The 18,043-nt window shown below is 70.8% G+C and carries 17 protein-coding genes; 7 read left to right on the top strand and 10 right to left on the bottom strand.

What is annotated here, in order from left to right:
• Nucleotide 1 precedes the first annotated feature (1 nt).
• From AB3M90_RS08595 to AB3M90_RS08555, 9 genes are all read right to left on the bottom strand, one after another.
• Nucleotides 2-307, bottom strand: coding sequence for a hypothetical protein (locus AB3M90_RS08595; RefSeq protein ID WP_412951460.1), 306 nt, complete (start codon nucleotides 305-307; stop codon nucleotides 2-4).
• Nucleotides 304-807 carry a helix-turn-helix domain-containing protein gene (locus AB3M90_RS08590; RefSeq protein ID WP_412951459.1) on the bottom strand — a complete coding sequence of 168 codons (504 nt, stop codon included), beginning with the start codon at nucleotides 805-807 and terminating at the stop codon, nucleotides 304-306. The genes AB3M90_RS08595 and AB3M90_RS08590 overlap by 4 nt, the downstream gene beginning before the upstream one ends.
• Nucleotides 808-878: 71 nt before the next feature.
• A complete protein-coding gene (locus tag AB3M90_RS08585) occupies nucleotides 879-2,870 on the bottom strand; it encodes a hypothetical protein (protein WP_412951457.1) in 1,992 nt (663 codons plus the stop codon).
• A gap of 39 nt (nucleotides 2,871-2,909) precedes the next feature.
• Complete coding sequence (locus AB3M90_RS08580; protein ID WP_412951455.1) at nucleotides 2,910-3,830, bottom strand: Gfo/Idh/MocA family protein; 921 nt, start codon at nucleotides 3,828-3,830, stop codon at nucleotides 2,910-2,912.
• Nucleotides 3,827-4,720 (bottom strand): carbohydrate ABC transporter permease, encoded by an 894-nt coding sequence (locus AB3M90_RS08575; RefSeq protein WP_412951453.1) that lies wholly within the window; start codon nucleotides 4,718-4,720, stop codon nucleotides 3,827-3,829. The genes AB3M90_RS08580 and AB3M90_RS08575 overlap by 4 nt, the downstream gene beginning before the upstream one ends.
• Nucleotides 4,717-5,601, bottom strand: a complete 885-nt coding sequence (locus AB3M90_RS08570) for a carbohydrate ABC transporter permease (protein ID WP_412951451.1) — start codon at nucleotides 5,599-5,601, stop codon at nucleotides 4,717-4,719. The genes AB3M90_RS08575 and AB3M90_RS08570 overlap by 4 nt, the downstream gene beginning before the upstream one ends.
• 2 nt (nucleotides 5,602-5,603) lie before the next feature.
• On the bottom strand, nucleotides 5,604-6,878 hold the full coding sequence (locus tag AB3M90_RS08565) for an extracellular solute-binding protein (protein WP_412951450.1): 1,275 nt from the start codon (nucleotides 6,876-6,878) through the stop codon (nucleotides 5,604-5,606).
• 30 nt (nucleotides 6,879-6,908) lie between these two features.
• On the bottom strand, nucleotides 6,909-8,279 hold the full coding sequence (locus AB3M90_RS08560) for a sulfatase family protein (RefSeq protein ID WP_412951448.1): 1,371 nt from the start codon (nucleotides 8,277-8,279) through the stop codon (nucleotides 6,909-6,911).
• Between the two features lies 1 nt (nucleotide 8,280).
• The gene (locus AB3M90_RS08555; RefSeq protein ID WP_412951446.1) at nucleotides 8,281-9,312 is read right to left on the bottom strand and encodes a hydroxyacid dehydrogenase; all 1,032 of its coding nucleotides are present in this window, start codon (nucleotides 9,310-9,312) and stop codon (nucleotides 8,281-8,283) included.
• Nucleotides 9,313-9,393: 81 nt separating this feature from the next.
• On the opposite strand from AB3M90_RS08555, the gene AB3M90_RS08550 reads away from it, so the two are divergent.
• From AB3M90_RS08550 to AB3M90_RS08520, 7 genes are all read left to right on the top strand, one after another.
• Nucleotides 9,394-10,566: an ROK family protein gene (locus tag AB3M90_RS08550; protein WP_412951444.1), complete on the top strand. Its 1,173-nt coding sequence runs from the start codon at nucleotides 9,394-9,396 to the stop codon at nucleotides 10,564-10,566.
• A 64-nt stretch (nucleotides 10,567-10,630) separates the two neighbouring features.
• Complete coding sequence (locus tag AB3M90_RS08545) at nucleotides 10,631-11,767, top strand: cobalamin-independent methionine synthase II family protein (protein WP_412951442.1); 1,137 nt, start codon at nucleotides 10,631-10,633, stop codon at nucleotides 11,765-11,767.
• Nucleotides 11,768-11,877: 110 nt separating this feature from the next.
• Entirely contained in the window at nucleotides 11,878-13,041 is a 1,164-nt protein-coding gene (locus AB3M90_RS08540) for a Gfo/Idh/MocA family protein (protein ID WP_412951441.1), read from the top strand.
• Between the two features lie 3 nt (nucleotides 13,042-13,044).
• Nucleotides 13,045-14,286, top strand: a complete 1,242-nt coding sequence (locus AB3M90_RS08535; RefSeq protein ID WP_412951439.1) for a DUF993 family protein — start codon at nucleotides 13,045-13,047, stop codon at nucleotides 14,284-14,286.
• A gap of 89 nt (nucleotides 14,287-14,375) precedes the next feature.
• Nucleotides 14,376-15,293, top strand: coding sequence for a sugar phosphate isomerase/epimerase family protein (locus AB3M90_RS08530; protein WP_412952678.1), 918 nt, complete (start codon nucleotides 14,376-14,378; stop codon nucleotides 15,291-15,293).
• Nucleotides 15,294-15,303: 10 nt separating this feature from the next.
• Entirely contained in the window at nucleotides 15,304-16,371 is a 1,068-nt protein-coding gene (locus tag AB3M90_RS08525) for a LacI family DNA-binding transcriptional regulator (RefSeq protein ID WP_412951438.1), read from the top strand.
• On the top strand, nucleotides 16,368-17,474 hold the full coding sequence (locus AB3M90_RS08520; protein ID WP_412951437.1) for a glycerate kinase: 1,107 nt from the start codon (nucleotides 16,368-16,370) through the stop codon (nucleotides 17,472-17,474). Before AB3M90_RS08525 ends, AB3M90_RS08520 begins: the two co-directional genes overlap by 4 nt.
• Nucleotides 17,475-17,620: 146 nt before the next feature.
• On the opposite strand, the gene AB3M90_RS08515 is transcribed toward AB3M90_RS08520, so the two are convergent.
• Complete coding sequence (locus tag AB3M90_RS08515) at nucleotides 17,621-18,043, bottom strand: hypothetical protein (RefSeq protein WP_412951436.1); 423 nt, start codon at nucleotides 18,041-18,043, stop codon at nucleotides 17,621-17,623.

The following is an 18,043-nucleotide window of genomic DNA, read 5'->3' as shown; positions in this document are numbered from 1 at the left end:
GTCACGTTCGGGGCGTGCACGACGCCAGGAAACGTTGGATCTGGGAGATTCGGATCTGTGCGATGGGGAGCGAGGATGCACGGGCTTCGAGCACCGCGAGATCCAGCAACCCGACCTCCACGAGCGCGAGAACATCGTCCGCGTCGTTCCAGAACGCGATGTCCGCCTCGCGCGACACCATCGCCAGTTCGGGGAGCTCGGCTTCGGAGACGGCGCCGTGAATCGACTGGCTGCCGATGACGAGCATGTCGGGGTCCGCGATGCGTGCGGCGGCGCGAAGAATGTGCGCGAGCTCCGCACGCTTCATCGTCGGCCTTCGTCTCTGAACTCTGCGAGGACGCGCTGGCGCTCCGTATCGGAGAGAACTCCCGCGAACGGCGAATTCTGACGGAGCTCACGAGCGTGCACGCTGTCGGAGGACAGTGCGCGCAGGATGTCCACGGCGGGTCCTTCGAGAAGGTCGGCCCACTCCCGTGTCCATCGATTACCGCGCATTCCGGCGAGCGTCTTGCGGGCGGCGTCACGAACGCGCGCGGGGTCGCGAACGAACTTACCCGCGACCGCGATCCCGAGCCACAGACTGCGCTCCTGGTCGCGCGTGAGGCGAGAAGAGCCTCGCCGCACCTCGAGCAGGTCTCCGCGCCGTACGCGTCGATGGGTGCCGACGCGTGCAGCCGGCAGATCGCCTCGATCGATCAGGTCGACGACGTGCTGCCGCGACACCCCGAGCAGAGCGGCCGCCTCACCCGTAGTCAGCAACTCGTCGCCGTCCATCGCGGTCGTCAGTGCGTGGAAGGCTTGTCGCATGATCTCAGCGTGTCACGCAAACACCAAAAACGCAATATACGCGCATATATTGCGTTTTTGGTGTTTGAAGATCACCCCTGCACGGTGATGCGCACCAGGTTGCGCTGACGGATGCCGTAGAAGCTGTCGTCCTCGGCGACGGCCACCCGCGGCACGCCGTACCACTCCGCGCCCAGCCCGTCGACGAGCACGAGCGGCTCGTGCGTGCGATGGTCGATGCGGAAGAACGCGGCCTTCGAGACGCCGTACACCTTGCCGCCGCGCACCGTGAGCGATCCCCAGTCGGGCACCAGTGCCGGGTGCAGGGTCGTGCGCACGACTCGACCGGACGCACCGCGCAGGTCGATGACCGTCAGCGAGCCGCTGTGGCCGAGCGCGTACAGCGTGTGCCCGTGGATCGCCAGGCCGCAGACCGCGTTCGGAGCAGGGTCGAGCGAGACGCGCCAGAGCTCGCTGCGCGTGCCGATGTCCCACGCCATGACCTGGGCGCCCGCAGTCGACTCCCCGCCGAGGAAGAGCACCCCGTCGCGTCGGGCGAGGCAGCGCACCTGCTGCCTGCCGTCGCCGAAGGGGTCTTCGAGGGCGTACTCGATCGTGCCCGTCGCGGGGTCGAAGACGCTGAGCGCGCCGAAGACGTTCGCATCCGACCCGCTGCCCACGTAGAGCCGCCCGCGTTCGGCGTCCCACAGCAGATCGTGCGGACGGTTCTGCGCCGCGGGCAGCGCGGCCAGCAGCGTGAGGGCGTCGGGCCCGCCCGGCGAGTAGCCCATGACGCCCCACCCGCTGTACTGGCCCGTGTACACGCGGTCAGGGAGCGCCACGATGTCCTTCGCCTCGCCGGAGGCGTTGATGTTCCGCACGGCGCCCGTCGCGAGATCGTGCCGGCCGATCGCGTTCGTCCCGCCGACGTACACGCTGCCCGCGGCGGTGGCGACCGACATCGCCAGCTGCGTGCCCACGGGGGCGCCGAGGGCGACGAGGTCGACCGCCTCGCTGGCGAGCGTGGCCGGGTCGAGCTCGAAGACGAGCCCGTACGCCGAGACGACCAGCAGGCGTCCGTCCGAGGGGAACAGGCCCCAGATGCCGCCGTAGTCGGCGTCGGGCGCCGAGATCGAACGGTAGGTGCGGGCGACCGGGTCGTACTCCGCGACGCCCCTGCTTCCGGCGAAGTAGTACCGGCCGTTCAGGGGCACGGGCAGCTTGCCGAGGTTCAGCGGCGAGCGCAGCACGGTGTACGTCGACGGGTCCGCCTCGTCGACGAGTGCGCCCACCGATCCGTTCACGAGCACGAGCGTCCCCTCGTGCAGGAGCATGTCGCGGATCTCCGACGTCCGGGCCAGCTCGGCCGGCAGGATCGAGGTCGCCGCTCCCGTCGCCCGCTCGACCCGGTACAGGCGTGCGGCGGCCGCCCCGGTCGACGGGTTCGTGCCGCGCAGGCCGAAGTACACGGCATCGTCCGTGGCGAGCAGGGATCGTCCGTACTGCGCGTCGGGATCGGGCGTCACCACCTCGCTCAGCGCCCCCGTCGATGGCGTGTAGGCGTACAGGCGAGGCGCCTTCTGCCGGCCGGCGAAGTAGACCGTGCCGTCGGGCGCGATGCTCATCGCGAACGGGATGAGGCCGTCGATCTCGACGAGCGGCTCCATGGGGCGTCCCGACGCGGTCAGATCGATGCGGAAGAGGCGCGAGACCGGCGTGACGTTGTCGCCGAAGTTGATCCGCACGCAGCCGTAGAGATACCGCCCGGTCGGCTCGACGGCCATCGCCTGGGTGCTCTCGCCGAACACGTCGGTGACGCTCGTGATCGAGCGCGTCGCCACGTGGTAGCCCACGACCTTCATCGGCTCGACGTTGCGGGTCGACATGTAGATCGTGCCGTCGGCCATCGCGCTCGACATCATCGTGAAGGTCTGCACGCCGGGACCGAGGTCTGTCACACCGACCCGCGGCGCGGGTGCGGCGAGGGCGCCCGAGCCGCCGAGGAGCGGAAGGGTGGCTCCGGCGACCAGTCCGGCGGCGAGGACCTGCCGGCGGCTGAAGAGGGGATGCTGCTGCTGAGACATGGTGTTGCTCCTGTCTGACGTCGTCGTCGTGGAAGGGGTTCAGAGGTCGAGGGGGATGCCGCGCTCGAGGACCCGCGTTCCCGCGACGACGATCCCCGTGATCGCGAGGATCTCGGCGGGAGGGATGTTGGGGCGGCCGCTGCGGCAGGCACGCACCACCGATTCGAGGAGCCCGACCAGCATGTCCTCGTTCGCTTCGATGGCGAACTCCTCCGGGCCGGATGCCGTCTGCACCCACCCGCGCGTCCACGCCCCCCATTCCGCCGGGCCCGAGAGCGTCGCCGTCCGGCCGTCGCGCCAGACGAGCCGCACGCCGCCGCCGTAGGGCTCGACGCGCGCGCAGTCCGGACCGAACGCCGCGACGGCGAGATCGACCAGGTGCACGCCGTACCAGGTGAGGCCCGGATGCCCCGGCTGCACCACGAGCGGGCCGATCAGGTCGACCGACCGGATGGCGCCGGCATCCGTCATCATCGCGCGGAACGCGGGCGTGAAGCGCTTCGGCGATCCGCTGAGCACGAGGGTGCCGCCGCTCTCGGCGCGCCGGAGCATCTCGGCCGCATCCGCGGTGCTCGCCGCGAAGCGGGTGTCGACGTAGACAGGCTTGCCGAGATCGGCGAGTCGCGCGAACTGCTCCCGGCGCGTCCGCACGTCGGAGGAGACCAGCAGCAGGGCGTCGACGTCGGCGGCCACCGCCTCGGGCGAATCGCGCAGGGCGACGCCCCTCTCGACCAGGGCGCGGGCGTTCTCGTCGTTGCGGTCCCGGCTCGGCGGGAAGTCGGTCGACGTCGGCCCCTTCCAGGCCGACGTCACGGTGCCGCCCGTCACCCGTCCCGACCGCCCGTCGCCGAGCAGACGGGTGAACTGCAGGGCGTGCGACGAGTCCACCCCGATCAGCCCGAAGCGGATCGGCGCCGTCTCGACCGGCGCCGTCTCGACCGGCGGAGGCGGGGTGCTCATCCCTTGATCCCGCTCGCCGTGATGCTCTCGACGATGTGTCGCTGCAGGAAGATGAAGATCACAAAGCAGGGCACGAAGCTGATCAGCGCCGCGGCCATGATGTTCGACGTCGACACGGTCTCGGTGTTCAACGTCGCGAGCCCGACGGTGAGGGTGCGCGCGTCGTCGGACTGCCCGACGACGAGCGGCCACAGCAGATCGTTCCAGTGCCAGAGGAAGACGAAGATCGCGAGCGTCGCGAGCACCGGCTTGATCAGCGGCAGCACGATCGACACGAAGGTGCGCCATTCGCCCGCGCCGTCGATCCGGGCGGCGTCGAAGAGCTCGTCGGGCATGTCGATCACGAACTGACGGATCAGGAACACCGCCTGAGCGTTCGCGAGCGTCGGCAGGATGAGCCCCCAGAGCGTGTTCACGCCGCCCGCGCCGGCGATCAGGATGAACGTCGGGATCAGCGTCGCCTGCATCGGCACCATGAGCGTCGCGACGATCGACCACAGCACGGCGTTGCGCCCCGGGAAGCGCTTGCGGGCGAGCGCGTAGGCGGCCATCGACGCGGTGAACAGCACGACCACGACCGAGACGACCGAGTAGACGACCGAGTTCCACACCCAGGTCGGGAACTCGCCGACGCGGAAGATGCGGATGAGGTTGTCGAACGTGAGCGACTCGGGGAGGGCGTGCGGGATGGTGGGCATGTCGGCGGGCGACAGCGCGAGGATCACCACGGCGATGAGCGGGGCGACGGTGAACAGCGAGATCGCGACGAGCGCGATGAGGGTGCCGGTCTGCCCCCGCGGCCGACGTCGCGGGCGCCGGTTCTCGCTCCGGGGTCGGGAGGGGCGGATGCTGTCGGCCAGAGCCGCGGGAGGCAGGGTGGTCGAGGTCATGACCGCTCCTTCCGTTCGAAGACGCCCCGCTGGATGAGCGAGAGCACGAGCACGATGACGAACAGGACGATGCCGACGGCCGCCGCGTAGCCGAAGTCGAAGAACTTGAAGCCCTGGTCGTAGAGGAAGTAGATGAGGCTGTAGCTCGCCCGGGCCGGACCCCCGCCGGTCATCACGTAGATGGTGTCGAAGACCTGGAATCCGACGATCGTCTCGATCACGAGCACGAAGAACAGCACCGGCTTGAGCAGAGGCAGCGTGATGTGCCAGAACGACTTCCACGGCCCGGCGCCGTCGATGGTCGCCGCCTCGTGCACCTCGGCGGGCTGCGCCTTGAGCCCGGCGAGGAAGATCAGCATCGAGTATCCGAAGCCCTTCCACACCGCGACCACGGCGATGCTGGCGAGCACGAGCCACTGATCTCCGGTGAGGAAGGGCACCGGCTCCAGCCCGGTCGAGGTGATCACGGCGTTGAGCGGGCCGTCGGAGGCGAAGATCCACTTCCAGACGATGCCGGCGAGCACGAACGAGCTCAGATAGGGCACGAACAGCAGGGCGCGGAACAGGCCGCTGAATCGGAGCAGACGGTTGAGCAGCACGGCCCCGGCGAGAGACACGACGATGATCAGCGGCACGAACAGCACGACGTACAGCAGCGTCACCCCGAGGCTCTGCCAGAAGTGCGGATCGGCGAACAGACGCGTGTAGTTGTCGGCGCCGAGGAACTCGACATCGCCGTTCAGGCGGTACCGGGTGAGGCTCATCGCTCCCGCGCCGGCGATCGGCAGGAACTTGAACAGCGCGAAGATCGCCAGCGTGGGGAGGATGAACAGGATGCCGGCCAGCGCCTCGCGGCGACGTGCGGGGGTGGAGGCGGACATGATCAGGAGCGGTCGAGAACGGCCTGCGCCTCGTCGGCGGCCTTGGCGAGGGCCTCCTTCGGGGACAGGTCGCCGCGCAGGGCCGACTGGATGTAGGGAGCCAGCACCGCCATCACCTGGCGTGCGGCGGGGTTCGGCTCGCCGGGGTTCGCCACCTCCAGTGCTGCGGCGTACGCCTCGCGGTCGGCTTCGTCGCCGGCGATCTCGACGTCGGTGCGGGTGGGGAAGTTGCCCGCGGCGGCGTTCAGCTCGGTCTGGAAGTCCTGCGAGGTGAGGAAGGCCAGCACCGCATGCGCGGCCGCGCGGTTCTCCTTCTTGTTGATGGAGGTGAGCGCCAGCAGGCCCGGATTGCCGTAGGTCGTCTGCTCCGCTCCTTCGAGCGGGGGACCGACCACGACGGCATCCTCTCCGAGAGCGGCGCGCATCTGGGCGAGCTCGGCGGGCGACGTGGTGGGGCGGATCCCGACGGTGCCCGCCGCCAGGGGCGACCCCTCGATGCCGACCGACTGCGTCGCGGCATCCGCCGGGAGGCCACCCGCCTCCTGCAGGTCGACGAGGAACTCCAGCGCCTCGACGCCGGCCTTCGAGTCGAAGGCGACCGTCGTGCCGTCGTCGGCGAAGACGGTCCCGCCCGCCTGCCAGAGGAACGGGTAGAAGCTGAGGTTCAGCGTCTGCTCGGGGGTGCCGAGGTAGTCCATCACGGCGATGCCGTCGTCGGCGAGCACGGGGGCCGCCTCGCGGATCTCGTCCCACGTGGTGGGCAGGTCGAGTCCCGCCTCATCGAAGAGGGTCTTGTTGTATGCGGCGGTGAAGACGTTCTGGAACAGCGGAACCCCGTAGAGCTCGTCCTCGAAGGTCGCCGACTCGAGCGTGGCGGGATAGAAGACGTCACGGTCGCCGGCGATCGCGTCGTCGACCGGAAGCAGACCGCCCACGTTCAGATAGGTGGCGGCCTGGTCGGGCGTGATCAGCACGAGGTCGGGACCGGAGTTCGCGGCCAGCGCGGCCGAGATCTGCTCGTCGCGCTTGTCGAAGGTCTGCAGCTCGACGGTGAGGTCGACGTCGGGGAACTCCTTCTCGAAGCCGGCCTCGGCCGCCTCCCAGAAGTCCTTGCTGGCCGCTTCATCGCGGATCACCGGGTACATCCAGAGCGTCACCTCGCCGGTGACGGCGCCGTCGTCCGGCGTCGCGGGCTCGGCGGAGGGGGAGGAGCAGGAGGCGAGGGCGAGCGCGGCGACGGCGGTCAGAGCCAACGGGCTCAGGGAGCGGAGCTTCATTGCAGTGGTCTCTCTCTCGGGTGGTGCGGGTCAGACGGGCAGGTCGACGGGCGTCGGCGCATGCCGGCCGGCGATCTGCTCGAGGGTGTTCAGGGCGAGGGCGTGGCGTGGCGACGACGGATGCGACAGCAGCGGATCGTCGGTCTCCTGCATCCACTCGCGCAGGGCCGCGGCGAGCTCGGCGACGCGCGCGTGCTCGTCGGGGTGATCGACGCGGTTCACGAGCTCGTCGGGATCGGATCGGAGGTCGTAGAACTCGATCACGGGGCTCGTGCCGATGGTCGGCCCCGTGAGATCGACCGGGATGCTGCGATGCATCCACGACTGCGTGGGATCCATGGCGCGCGGGGCGTTCGACAGGTTGAGGATCAGCTTCGCGTCTTCGGATCGGACGGAGCGCTTCGGGTCGAAGTAGGTGTGGTAGGTCAGCTGCCCGAAGGCGAAGGCCCGCGCGGGCTCGTCGCGTTCGACGAGGGCGACCAGGCTCGTGCCCGCCGCCTCGTCGGGCTCTCCCGAGCCGGTGAGCTCGAGCAGCGTGGGCACGACGTCGACATGGCTGACGAGGCGGTCGACGCGACGACCCCGCCACACCGGCCTCCCCGGCACCCGCAGGAACAGGGCGACGCCGATGCCCGCGTCGTAGAGGGTGCACTTCGCTCGGGGGAGGGCGAGGCCGTGGTCGGTCGTGAACACGACCACCGTGTCGTCGGCGAGTCCGCGTCGCGCGAGCTCGGCGAGGATCGCCCCGACCCCCGCGTCCATGTGGCGGACGGCGCCCTGCAGCTCGGCGATCTCCTCGTGAGCGCCGTCGGTGTCGGCGAGATACGGCGGCACCGAGATTCCGTGCGCGGCGTCGGGCTGCACGTCGTCGCCGAGGAACCCCATGATCCCGGCGCGATCCCGGTCGGACGGGCTGCGGTGCGGCTCGTGGAATCCGACCTGCAGGTAGAAGGGACGATCGGATGCCGCGGCGCGCGCGAGCGCCTCCGATGCACGGTCGACCACGATATCGCGGTCGCCGCCGGTGCGCACGAGGTCGAAGCCGAGCCGCGCCGCCAGCTCCGCATCGGGAAGCGCGCGCGACTCGTGGTGCACGCCGATCAGCTCAGTGCGGTAGCCGGCCCGCCGGAGCCGGTGGGCGAGGTGCGAGGTCGGATCGACGAGGTCCCATCCGAACGGCTCGTGGGTCAGCCCCAGCACCCCGTTCCGCTGCGGGTAAGAGCCGGTGAACAGCGAGGCGCGCGCGGGGCTGCAGTGCGGCGAGGTGGCGAAGGCGGCGTCGAAGACGGTGGATTCGGCAGCGAGGGCGTCGAGGTGGGGCGTGCGCACCGTCGTCACCCCGTAGGCGCCGAGGAACCGGCCGAGGTCGTGGCAGTGCAGCAGCAGGATGTTGCGCGCCATGTCAGCCCATCCTCTCGACGGAGGCCCGCGTGACCTCGTGCTGCAGCTCGCGTCCGGCGAGGAAGCGCTCGACCTCGTCGATCACGATCCGGCCGGCGCGGGCGCGCGACTCGCGCGTGGCTCCTGAGACGTGGGCGGTGAGAAGAACGTTCGGCAGCGCCCGCCACCGGTCGCCTGTCGGCAGGGGCTCGTTCTCGAAGACGTCGAGCGCGGCGTCGAGCCGGCCGGCGGAGACCTCGTCGTACAGCGCGTCCATGTCGACGAGCGACGCGCGCGCCGTGTTGACCAGGCCGGCGCCGTCGGGCAGGGCGGCGAGCTGCCGTCGGCCGATCATCCCGCGCGTCTCCGCGGTGGCCGGCGCGTGGACCGCGACGATCCCGCTCGTCGCCATGATCTCGTCGAGGTCGGCGCGGCGGGCGTGCAGCGGGTCGCCCTCGGCGAGATACGGGTCGTAGACGCGCACGTCGGCTCCGAGCGCCGCGCAGAGGCGGATGTACTCGCGGCCGGTGCGCGAGGCGCCGATCACGCCGATGCGGCATCCGGCGATCTCCCCGGCCCGGTCGATGGCGCGCGCGTCGTGCCACTCGCCGCCGGTGCGGAGCGCGTGATCCATCCGGTGCACGCGCCGCAGCAGCGACAGCGTCAGCGTCAGCGACATCTCGGCGACCGCGGGCGACATGGCCGCCCCTGCCTGGGAGAGGGGGATGCCGGATTCCCAGAACGCACCGCTCACGAGGGAGCGCACGGACGAGGCCGCGTTGACGACGAGCCGCAGCCGCGGCATCCGCTCGACCATCCGCTCGTCGAGCCGGGGGAAGCCCCACGCGACCACGGCGATCTCCGCATCGCCGAGAGCGGGGGAGGCGCTCGCATCGCCGGGATCGACGATGTCGACGACGTCCACGAGCGACGAGAGGGCGGCGAGGGCGTCGTCGGGGAAGAACGCGGCGCGCTCGTCGGTCGAGATGCTCAGCAGCAGCCTCGCGGCGGAGCGCTCCTCGGGAGTCGCGGTGTGGACGACGTCGTTCGACATGCCAGGAGTCAATCAGCCGCTCTTCGTTTTGTCAATGACAAAAATAATAGAATGGACGCACTGACTCGGAGGGGAATCGCGATGACGCACGAGATGGCCCAGGCTCGCCCGACCGCACGCGTGGGCAGCAAGGCGCTGATCCGCGAGATCAACGAGGCGCTCGTGCTCGACGTCGTGCGTCGACGCGGCACCACATCGCGCGCCGAGATCACCGGCGTCACCGGACTGAGTCCTGCGACGGTCACTGGCATCTCCAGCCGGCTGGTGCGCGACGGCCTGCTCATCGAGAGCGAGATGCTGCGCGGGACCGGAGGGCGACCCGCTCGCCTCATCGAGCTGGGGAGGGATGCCGTCGTCGCCGCGGGGGTGCGACTCTCGGTCGACGCGGTCGAGGTGGCACTCGTCGATCTGCGCGGTGACGTGGTGGCAACGCAGCGCACCCTCCTGTCGGCGACCGACCCGGAGTCGGCCGCCGACGCGGTGATCGCGGCGGTCGCCGCCGTGCAGGCGCAGCATCCGGATTCCTCTCTCCGGGGGATCAGCATCGCGCTGTCGGGCATCGTCGACCGCGGGCGCGGGGTCGTCCGTCACAGCGGCGCCCTCGGCTGGCAGGACGTGCCGTTCGCGCGGATGGTCGTCGATCGCAGCGGCGGGCGCGTCGTGGTCGACAGCCTCGTGAACGGGTTCACCGCAGGGCTCGTGCTCCTCGACGAGGGCCTCGCCGAGCGCGACGTGATCGTGGTCAGCGTCGGCGCGAGTCTCGGGGCATCCATCCTGGTGCGCGGGCGCATCCACCGGGGGTTCCGCGGCGCGGCCGGCGGATTCGCGCACTCGGCGCTCGGCGACCGCACCGACGGCCGCCCGTGCCACTGCGGCGGGGCCGGATGCCTGGAGACGTGGAGCAGCGCGTGGGGGATGGGGCGCGAGCTCGAGCGTCGCGGGCTCGCCCCCGACCTCCGCGATCCCGCGGCGCGCGAGGTGCTGGAGGAGGGCGGCGGGCAGCTCGGCATCGCGATCGCCAACGCCGTCAAGATGTTCGGTCCCGAGGTCGTCGTGCTGGTGCTGTCGCCCGAGGTGCGCCAGGCGGGGTTCGAGGAGAGCTGCCGGCGCACCCTCGACCGCGAATACGCCTACGGCGACGGCGCCACGCCCTCGTTCGTGATCGTCACCGCCGACAGCGACGTGTTCGCCCGGGGCGCGGGGTACGACATGATCACCGAGCTGTTCTCGGCCGATCGGGCCGAATCGCACTGACCGACCCGCTGCGGCCGCTCAGGCACGTCTGGTCGCACGTGCATGCGTATGTCAGACTGCGATGATGGCCGAACGCATCCTCACCACCCACGTGGGCTCGCTGCCGCGCAGCACCGCCGTCACCGACCTGGTGTTCGCGCAGGAGCGCGGCGACGTCGTCGACGCCGAGCGATTCGACGCCGTCATCGGCGACGCCGTCGACGCCTGCGTGGCACGGCAGGTCGCCGCCGGCATCGACCTCGTCTCCGACGGCGAGATGTCGAAGATCTCGTACGCGACCTACGTGAAAGACCGCATCACGGGTTTCGACGGCGACAGCCCCCGCACGCCCCCGTCCGACCTCGAGGAGTATCCGGGGTTCCTCCGGCGTCAGGCGAGCAGCGGCGGAACACCGACGTACCGGCGTCCGTGCTGCGTCGGGCCGATCGCGCCGAAGACGCTCGCTCCGCTCGAGTCCGACCTGCGGCACCTGCAGTCCGCCGTGGAACGGCACGACCCGACGGGGGCGTTCATGAACGCCGCGTCGCCGGGCGTGATCGCGCTGTTCCAGCCCGACCGCCACTACGGCGACCCCGATGCCTATCTCGAGGCGCTGGCCGAGGCGATGCGACCGGAGTACGAGGCGATCGTGGCGGCGGGGCTCATCCTGCAGCTCGACAGTCCCGACCTGGGGCTCGGGCGGCACATGATGTTCAAGGACCGCACCGACGAGGAGTACCTCGTGCTCATCGAGCGACACGTCGAGGTGCTGAACCATGCGCTGCGCAACATCCCCGCCGATCGGGTGCGCATGCACGTGTGCTGGGGCAACTACGAGGGCCCGCATCACCGCGACGTCGAGATGCGCACGATCCTGCCCGTCCTGGTCAAGGCGAAGCCGCGCGGACTGCTCTTCGAGACGTCGAACCCGCGCCATCAGCACGACTGGCAGGCCTTTCGCGACCTCGCGCGGCTGCTGCCCGACGACCTCGTGCTGATCCCGGGCGTCGTCGACTCGACGACGAACTTCATCGAGCACCCCGAGGTGGTCGCGCAGCGGATCGAGCCCTTCACCGCGCTCGTCGGCGCCGACCGCGTGATCGCGGGCACCGACTGCGGGTTCTCGACCTTCGCGGGCTTCGGAGCGGTCGATCCCGACATCGTCTACGCGAAGCTCGAGACCCTCGCCGCCGGCGCGGCCCTGGCGAGTTCCCGCCTGTAGCCGCTCTCGGGCGCGGCTGAGATCGGCCGACTTGCGGCATCCACCGACGCGTGCCATCATCTCGGAAAGCGCTTTCCAATCGAGCGGCACTTCGAGAGAACGGACCTGCCATGACGCAGACCCCCACCCGGGAGATCGGGATCATCATGAACGGCGTCTCCGGGCGCATGGGCTACCGGCAGCACCTCGTGCGGTCAATCCTCGCCATCCGCGACGAGGGCGGCGTCGAGCTGCCCGACGGCTCGCGCGTCACCGTCAAGCCGCTCCTCGTCGGCCGCAGCGAGGCCAAGCTCGCCGAGCTGGCCGCGGCCCACGGCATCGACGACTGGACGACCGACCTCGACGCCGCCCTCGCCGACCCGCAGTGGGAGATCTACGCCGACTTCCTCGTGACCCGCGCGCGCGCCGCCGCGATCCGCAAGGCGATCGCCGCCGGCAAGGCCGTCTACACCGAGAAGCCCACCGCCGAATCGCTCGACGAGGCGCTCGAACTCGCGCGTCTGGCGCGGAGCGCCGGCGTCAAGACCGGCGTCGTGCACGACAAGCTCTACCTGCCGGGTCTGCAGAAGCTCAAGCGCCTCATCGACTCCGGCTTCTTCGGCCGCATCCTGTCGGTGCGCGGCGAATTCGGCTATTGGGTGTTCGAGGGCGACTGGCAGCGCGCGCAGCGCCCGAGCTGGAACTACCGAGCCGAAGACGGCGGCGGCATCATCAGCGACATGTTCCCGCACTGGAACTACGTGCTCGAGAACCTCTTCGGCGAGGTGCGGAGCGTCTACGCGCAGGCCGCGACCCATATCCCCGAACGCTGGGACGAGAACGGCGAGAAGTACGCCGCCACCGCGGAGGACGCGGCCTACGGCATCTTCGAGATCGAGGGGGGCGTCATCGCCGAGATCAACTCGAGCTGGACCGTGCGTGTGAACCGCGACGAGCTCGTGGAGTTCCAGGTCGACGGCACGCACGGATCGGCGGTCGTCGGGCTGTTCGGAGCCAAGATCCAGTCGCGCAACGCGACGCCGAAGCCCGTGTGGAACCCCGATCTCGAAGACACCCACGACTACGACGCCGACTGGCAGGACGTGCCGACCAACGACGTGTTCCGCAATGGCTTCCGCCAGCAGTGGGAGGAGTACCTCACCTCGTACGTGCTCGGCACCGACTACCCGTTCGACCTGCTCGCCGGTGCGCGCGGCGTGCAGTTCGCCGAGGCCGGCCTCACCTCCAGCGCCGAGGGCCGCAAGGTCGCCCTCGCCACGCTGAGCCTGGACTGACCCATGAGCACTCTCCGACTCCTCGCCGCCGACGGGACCGTGACGGATGCTGCGCTGCACGCGGGCGGATCGTTCGCGCGTCCGGCATCCGCTCTGCGCAGTCGTGTCGCGTACGCCGCTGCGCATGTCGTTCCGAAGACGCACGCCGACAACACTCCGGGCCGGCCGGCCGACATCGACTGGGACGCGACCCTCGCGTTCCGTCGCAACGTCTACTCGTGGGGTCTCGGCGTCGCCGATGCCATGGACACCGCGCAGCGGAACATGGGGCTCGACGCCGCGGCCACGCGCGAGCTCATCGCCCGCAGCGCCGAGGTCGCCCGAGAGGCCGGCGGTGCGCTCGTGGTGGGGGTGAACACCGATCACCTCGACGAGCCGCGGGTCGGGCTCGGGAAGGTGATCGACGCCTACCGGGAGCAGCTGCACTTCGCCGAGGAGCAGGGCGCTGCGCCGGTGCTGATGGCGTCGCGCCACCTGGCGCGCGCCGCGGACGGCGCCGACGACTACCGGCACGTGTACCGCGCGGTGCTCGAATCGGCGAGCGCACCGGTCGTGCTGCACTGGCTGGGCACGGCCTTCGATCCCGAGCTCGCCGGGTACTTCACTTCGGCTCCGCTCAGTACGAGCGGCGCGGACGAATGGCAGACGGCATCCGCGGTGCTCCTCGACATCATCGCCGAGAACCCCGACAAGGTCGCGGGCGTCAAGATGAGCCTCCTCGACGCCGACGCGGAGGTCTCGGTGCGCGAGCGCCTGCCGCAGGGCGTGCGGATGTTCACCGGCGACGACTTCCACTACGTCGGGCTGATCGGCGGCGCTTCGGTCGACGGTTCGGTCGTCGAGCGAGGGAGCGGAGCGAGCGAGACGAAACGCTCCGGGCGCACCCACTCCGACGCCCTGCTCGGAGCCTTCGCCGCCATCGCCCCGGTCGCGTCGGCAGCGATCCAGGCGCTCGACGCCGGCGACCCCGACGAGTACCTGCGCATCCTCGGCCCGACCGAGGAGCTCAGTCGTCAGGTGTTCGCCGCGCCGACCTTCTACTACAAGACCGGCGTCGCGTTCCTATCGTGGCTCAACGGGCACCAGCCGGCCTTCCAGATGGTCGGCGGCCTGCACTCGGCGCGCAGTCTGCCGCATCTCAGCCGCATCGTCGAGCTCGCGAACCGGTCGCTCGCGTTCGAGGATCCGGAGCTCGCCCGCGAACGCTGGCACGGGATGCTGCGCCTGAACGGGGTGGACGCGTGAGCGCCGCGGACCGAGGGGCGCATCTGCAGGCTGAGAAGACAGATGCAGGTCGACACGCCGCGGATCGGTCCTCCCCGCGTGATCTCGACCTGCAGACGGAGCGGTCGGAGCGGTCGGAGCGGTCGGAGCGCCCCGACCCGCGCCTGTCGATCAATCAGGCGACGATCAAGCACGCCTCCCTGGCCGACGCCCTGCGGGTGACCGCGGATGCCGGCGTCGAAGCGATCGGTCTTTGGCGGGAGCCGGTGAACGAGGTCGGACTCGACGTCGCGGCGCGGATGCTGGCCGACTCGGGGTTGCGCTTCTCGACGCACTGCCGCGGCGGGTTCTTCACTCTTCCGGCCGGACCCGCCCGCACGGCGGCGCTCGACGACAACCGACGAGCGATCGACGAGACTGCGACGCTCGCCGCAGCGGGCGCGCCCGGATCGACCGCGGTGCTCGTCCTCGTCGCCGGCGGACTCCCCGAGGGCTCGCGCGACCTCATCGGTGCTCGCGAGCGGGTGCGCGACGCGATCGGGCTGCTGGCCCCCGACGCCGCCGCGGCGGGGGTGACGCTGGCGATCGAGCCGCTGCATCCGATGTACGCGTCCGACCGGGCCGTGGTCTCCACGCTCGGTCAGGCGCTCGACATCTCCGCCGACTTCGCTCCCGGCGTCGTCGGCGCGGCCGTCGACACGTTCCACATCTGGTGGGATCCCGAGGTGCTCGCCCAGATCGCCCGAGCCGGACGCGAGGGCCGCATCGCGACCTACCAGGTGTGCGACTGGAAGACGCCGCTCGCCGCCGACCCGCTGCTCTCGCGGCACTATCCGGGCGACGGGGTGATCGATTTCAGCTCGCTCACCCGAGCCGTCGTCGACGCCGGGTACGAGGGCGACATCGAGGTGGAGATCTTCCACGCCGACGTCTGGGCGGATGCTGCGCCGAACGTCGTGCACCGCACGGCGGAGTCGTTCGCGGCGGCCGTCTCGCCGCATCTGCTCTCCGCGGGCCGCGCGCACTAGGCTCGGGAGAATGAGCGCGCCCCCGTCCCCGGAGCACGCGTCGCCGACGCGCGACACCCGGACCGCACGCGCAGGGGCGTCGACGCTGCAAGACGTGGCGGCGGCCGCCGGGGTCTCGCTCGCGACGGCATCCCGTGTCCTGAACGGCTCGGAGCGCAGGGTCGCCGAGTCGTTCCGGACGCGGGTGATCTCGGCTGCCGCCGACCTGGGGTACACCGCCAACGTGTCGGCGCAGGCCACCGCGCGCGGCACGTCTCCCGTGATCGCGCTGCTCGTCGCCGACATCGCCGACCCGTACTTCGGGCTGATCGCCTCGGGTGTCGCGCGCGGCGCCGACGAGCACGGACTGGTCGTGACGATCGCCATCACCGAGCGCGATCCGGCACGCGAGGTGCGCATTCTCCGGGCCCTGCGCGGGCAGCGTCCGCAGGGACTCATCCTTGCCGCGTCGCGAACGGGAGAGCCGCTCGAGGCCGACACCGCCCGCGAGGTCGCCGAGTTCGCACGCCTGGGCGGCCGCACGGTCGCTCTCGGGCCCGACGGCGCAGCCGAGAGACGCGTGCAGATCGACAACCGCGCCGGGGCGGAGGCTCTGGGGCGCGACATGGCGGCGCTCGGATACCGCACCGCCGTGGCGATCGGCGCGGCCGAGGGCGTGCGCACGTCGGACGAGCGCCTCGAGGGGTTCCGCGTCGGCTTCGAGGCCGCGGGCGGAGTCGTCGAGCGGGTCCTGCGCGGCGACTTCCGCCGCGAATCGGGTACGGCGGCGATGCGGCAGGCGCTCGCCGACGGAGCGGGAAAGGGAACTCTCGTGTTCGCGATCAGCGATGTCGTCGCGATCGGTGCGATGGCGGCGGTCCGGGAAGCGGGGCGGGAGGTCGGCGGCGACGTGGCCGTCTGCGGTTTCGACGACGTGCCGTCGAGCCGCGACGTCACCCCGGCGCTCACGACGGTGCGCGTGCCGCTCAGCGACGTGGGATATCAGGCGTTCCGCGCCACCGTCGACCGCGACTGGCAGCAGACGCCCCTGCCGCTGCAGGTCGTCGTGCGCGCCAGCACCCCGGAGGTCGCCGCGTGACTCGGGTGGTGCTGGCGCCGGACAGCTTCAAGGGCACGATCACCGCGGCGGATGCGGCGGCGGCCCTGGCCGCCGGCTGGGCCGAGGTCGAGCCGGATGCGCGGTTCGTGCACCGGCCGATGGCCGACGGTGGCGAGGGCACGGTCGCGGCGTTCGCTGCGGCCGTTCCGGGCGCCCGCCGCATTCCGATCACGGTCGACGGCCCCGCAGATGCGCCGGTCGACACGTCGTGGCTGCTGCTCCCGCCGACCGGTGACGCGCCCGCCGGCACGGCGGTGGTCGATCTCGCCTCGACCTCGGGGATCGAGCTGCTCGACGCTCTCCGCCCGTGGGACGCCGACACGACGGGCTTCGGTCAGGCGATCGCGGCCGCACTGGACCACGGCGTCTCACGGGTGGTCGTCGGAATCGGATCGAGTGCGTCGACCGACGGCGGCACGGGGATGCTGTCCGCCCTGGGCGCGCGATTCCTCGACGACTCTGGCGCTCCGGTCGCACGCGGGGTCCGCGGTCTCGCCGACATCGCCTCGGTCGACCTGACGGGGGTGCGCACCGCGCCCGACGTGCGGGTGCTCACCGACGTCACGAACCCGCTGGTCGGGCCGCGGGGCGCCTCAGCCGTCTTCGGACCGCAGAAGGGGCTGAACACCGTGACCGATATCACGCGCGCCGATCACGGCCTCGGTCGGCTCGCTGCGCTGCTGGGTCTCGATGCGGATATGCCCGGTACGGGCGCGGCCGGAGGCACCGGCGGAGCGCTCGTCGTCTGGGGCGGTGTGCTCGCGCCGGGAGCCGCCGAGGTGGCGGAGCTCATCGGCCTCGCCGACGCGATCGCCGACGCCGACGTGGTCATCACGGGGGAGGGCTCCTACGATGGGCAGTCCGGCGACGGCAAGGTCCCGTCGTTCATCGCCGCGCTCGCCGCTGAGGCCGGGGTGAGCGCGATGCTCGCCGCCGGGCGCATCACCGCCGATTCCGACACCGGCCTGTTCGCGGCATCCGCTTCGCTCACGCAGATCGCCGGATCAGCGGATGCCGCCCTCGCCGAACCCGCCCGCTGGCTGCGGGCGGCCGGTGCGGAGTTGGCTCGCGCGTCGGTCTGACGTGCGCGACCAACCGCTCGGGTCAGTTCGAACGAGGCGTCGGGCGACAAAGCCGATGACCTCCGGGAGCCCGACGGGGAGGGCGGTCCCATATCGGCCCGGAGGTCTTCGCATGCCTCAGACGTCAATAGTGTCGCGTAGGGCGCTCAAGGCGACGTGCTGAGTTCACCCCACTCGATTGCCACGACGCAGAGGTCTTCACCCGAGCCGCGGAGGAACAGGAAGTTCGGCACCTCACTTCCACTGGTTGCGTCGTCGGTCGGGGAGAGGTTGATGAACCAGGTCGGGGAGGCATCAGTGTAGTCTTTCGACTCCTCGCCCGTGTACTTCTCAGGCTCGCCGGGAGCCATCGTCTCCCACACCTCGGATGATCCCACCTCGAGGGCTGCGTCAGCGCACAACTTCGAGGAACTGCCCGACGATTGCATGTCGTCGATGACTTGCTCAGCCACAGACCTGACCGCGGCGCCTTCGGAGCCCCACACGAGGGCGTCAGTGGAACACCCCGAGCATGCAGCGACCACAACTGCTCCCACTCCCAGAGCAACGACTCCCACGTACCTACGCAT

The sequence above is a fragment of the Microbacterium martis genome, from assembly GCF_047246685.1.
Taxonomy (GTDB): Bacteria; Actinomycetota; Actinomycetes; order Actinomycetales; family Microbacteriaceae; genus Microbacterium.
The sequence above is the reverse complement of the archived record's forward strand: the minus strand, read 5'-3'. Positions and strand labels throughout refer to the sequence as shown.

Bases quoted from the DNA above. Each gene is read 5' to 3' on its own strand.
- AB3M90_RS08595 (WP_412951460.1), bottom strand. From the start codon at position 307: ATGAAGCGTGCGGAGCTCGCGCACATTCTTCGCGCCGCCGCACGCATC.
- AB3M90_RS08590 (WP_412951459.1), bottom strand. From the start codon at position 807: ATGCGACAAGCCTTCCACGCACTGACGACCGCGATGGACGGCGACGAG.
- AB3M90_RS08585 (WP_412951457.1), bottom strand. From the start codon at position 2,870: ATGTCTCAGCAGCAGCATCCCCTCTTCAGCCGCCGGCAGGTCCTCGCC.
- AB3M90_RS08580 (WP_412951455.1), bottom strand. From the start codon at position 3,830: ATGAGCACCCCGCCTCCGCCGGTCGAGACGGCGCCGGTCGAGACGGCG.
- AB3M90_RS08575 (WP_412951453.1), bottom strand. From the start codon at position 4,720: ATGACCTCGACCACCCTGCCTCCCGCGGCTCTGGCCGACAGCATCCGC.
- AB3M90_RS08570 (WP_412951451.1), bottom strand. From the start codon at position 5,601: ATGTCCGCCTCCACCCCCGCACGTCGCCGCGAGGCGCTGGCCGGCATC.
- AB3M90_RS08565 (WP_412951450.1), bottom strand. From the start codon at position 6,878: ATGAAGCTCCGCTCCCTGAGCCCGTTGGCTCTGACCGCCGTCGCCGCG.
- AB3M90_RS08560 (WP_412951448.1), bottom strand. From the start codon at position 8,279: ATGGCGCGCAACATCCTGCTGCTGCACTGCCACGACCTCGGCCGGTTC.
- AB3M90_RS08555 (WP_412951446.1), bottom strand. From the start codon at position 9,312: ATGTCGAACGACGTCGTCCACACCGCGACTCCCGAGGAGCGCTCCGCC.
- AB3M90_RS08550 (WP_412951444.1), top strand. From the start codon at position 9,394: ATGACGCACGAGATGGCCCAGGCTCGCCCGACCGCACGCGTGGGCAGC.
- AB3M90_RS08545 (WP_412951442.1), top strand. From the start codon at position 10,631: ATGGCCGAACGCATCCTCACCACCCACGTGGGCTCGCTGCCGCGCAGC.
- AB3M90_RS08540 (WP_412951441.1), top strand. From the start codon at position 11,878: ATGACGCAGACCCCCACCCGGGAGATCGGGATCATCATGAACGGCGTC.
- AB3M90_RS08535 (WP_412951439.1), top strand. From the start codon at position 13,045: ATGAGCACTCTCCGACTCCTCGCCGCCGACGGGACCGTGACGGATGCT.
- AB3M90_RS08525 (WP_412951438.1), top strand. From the start codon at position 15,304: ATGAGCGCGCCCCCGTCCCCGGAGCACGCGTCGCCGACGCGCGACACC.
- AB3M90_RS08515 (WP_412951436.1), bottom strand. From the start codon at position 18,043: ATGCGTAGGTACGTGGGAGTCGTTGCTCTGGGAGTGGGAGCAGTTGTG.